This window comes from Ruegeria sp. D3 (assembly GCF_056534465.1).
Window position 1 is genome coordinate 1 of sequence record NZ_JBQFPK010000042.1, and the last position, 2,212, is coordinate 2,212.

Here is a 2,212-nt window from a genome sequence, read left to right on the forward strand (position 1 = left end):
GGGCTGAACTCGCTGGAGGTCATCTCGACCGGTGGCAACGAGTTCCAGGCCGAGCGCGAACAGTGGGATGACGGCAATAACGTCGTGGCCCTCTCGCCCGGTGTGGTCGTCGGCTATGCGCGCAACACGTTTACGAATGGCAAGATGCGCGCAGCCGGCGTCGAGGTGATCGAAATCTCGGGTCAGGAACTGGGGCGTGGTCGCGGCGGTGGCCACTGCATGACCTGCCCGATCGACCGCGACCCCGCCTATTGAATTTACCATGGGTGCAGTTCCGCCCTGCGCCCACTGATTTTTTGTTAGGGAGAGACAAAATGGCATTCAATCTCAAAGGCCGTAGCTATCTGAAAATCGCCGATTTCAGCCAGCGTGAAATGCTGTACCTGCTGGATCTGGCCCGCGACCTCAAACGTGCGAAGTACGCCCGCGCCGAACAACCGTCGCTGACCGGCAAAAACATCTGCCTGATTTTCGAGAAAACTTCGACGCGAACCCGGTGCGCCTTCGAAGTGGCCGCCTACGATCAGGGCGCGAATATCACCTATCTCGATCCGTCGGGCTCGCAGATCGGGCATAAGGAGTCGATGAAAGACACGGCTCGTGTATTGGGCCGTATGTTCGACGGGATCGAATTTCGCGGAGCGGGTCAGGATATGGTTGAGACGTTGTCAGACTATGCTGGCGTCCCGGTCTACAATGGCCTAACGGACGATTGGCATCCAACACAGATGCTCGCGGATATGCAAACCATGATCGAGCATGCCGACAAGCCCCGCAAGGACATTGTCTATGCCTACTCAGGCGACTGTCGGTCGAACATGGGTAACTCGCTGCTGATGTTGGGCGCGATCATGGGCTGCGACGTCCGGATGATTTCTCCGAAAGAAACCCAGCCCCATGACGATGTGCGCGAATTGGCGATGGAGCGGGCTGAAAAGACCGGCGCACGTGTGACCATCACCGACGATACCTCGGCCGTAGAGGGCGCGGACTTCATTCATACCGATGTCTGGGTGTCGATGGGTGAGCCTAAAGAAGTCTGGGCTGAGCGGATCAAGCTGCTGAGCCCTTATCAGGTCAACATGGATCTGATGAAGAAAACCGGTAATCCAGCCGTCAAGTTCATGCACTGCCTGCCCGCTTTCCACAATCTGGAGACCAAGGTCGGTCAGGACATTCACGAACAGTTCGGCATCACCGAGATGGAAGTGACCGAGGAAGTGTTCGAAAGCGACATGAACATAGCGTTCGAGCAAGCCGAAAACCGGATGCACACCATCAAGGCGATCCTCGTCGCCACATTGGGAGCCTGAACCATGGGACGCGTTGTTGTAGCACTCGGCGGCAACGCGCTTCTCAAACGGGGGGAGGCGATGACAGCGGACAATCAGCGCAAGAACGCGAAGATTGCCGCAGAAGCCCTCGCCCCGCTCTGCGAAGCGCACGAAACCGTCATCACTCATGGCAATGGTCCGCAGGTCGGGATGCTGGCCTTGCAAGAGATCATGTATACGGATGTCGAGGAGTACCCGCTGGACGTGTTGGTCGGCGAAACGATGGGCATGATCGGCTATATGATCGAGCAGGAGCTTGGCAACATCCTGCCCTTCGAGCATCACATCGCCACCCTGTTGACCATGATCGAGGTTGACCCAAGCGACCCGGCCTTTGACAACCCGACCAAGTTCATCGGTCAGGTCTATTCCGAAGCGGACGCCAAGAAAGAGGCGGCTGACAAGGGCTGGACGGTGAAACCGGATGGCGAGTACTGGCGACGCGTTGTGCCGTCGCCCCGCCCGAAACGTATCTTTCAGGTCGAACCGATTCGTTGGATCCTGGAAAAGGGCGCGACCGTGATCGCTGCTGGCGGAGGTGGCATCCCGACGATGTACGAGGCAGGTGCTGAACGGAAACTGGTCGGAGTCGAAGCCGTCATCGACAAGGACTTTGCCTCGTGCCTTCTGGCGCAGAACCTTGGAGCAGATTTCTTTGTCATCGCTACAGATGCAGAGGCCGTGTTCGTGAACTGGGGAACGCCTGACCAAAAAGGTATTAGATCGATCACTCCGGATTCATTGGATGAGTACGATTTCCCCGCCGGGTCAATGGGCCCCAAGGTTCAGGCTGCGCAAGACTTTGTGCGATCCTCGGGCGGTCGAGCGATCATTTGCGCCCTTGCTGAAGTCCCTGCGGCAGTGCGTGGCGAAAAAGG

At 57.8% G+C, this 2,212-nt stretch carries 3 protein-coding genes; all 3 read left to right on the top strand.

From position 1 onward, the window contains the following. The coding region (locus ACR0DX_RS22660) for an arginine deiminase family protein (RefSeq protein WP_480847527.1) at positions 1 to 255 on the top strand (255 nt) is incomplete at its 5' end. A gap of 59 nt (positions 256 to 314) precedes the next feature. Beyond that, entirely contained in the window at positions 315 to 1,313 is a 999-nt protein-coding gene (gene argF / locus ACR0DX_RS22665; RefSeq protein WP_170356927.1) for an ornithine carbamoyltransferase, read from the top strand. 3 nt (positions 1,314 to 1,316) lie between these two features. Continuing rightward, on the top strand, positions 1,317 to 2,212 hold an 896-nt coding region (gene arcC, locus ACR0DX_RS22670), incomplete at its 3' end, for a carbamate kinase (protein ID WP_480847529.1).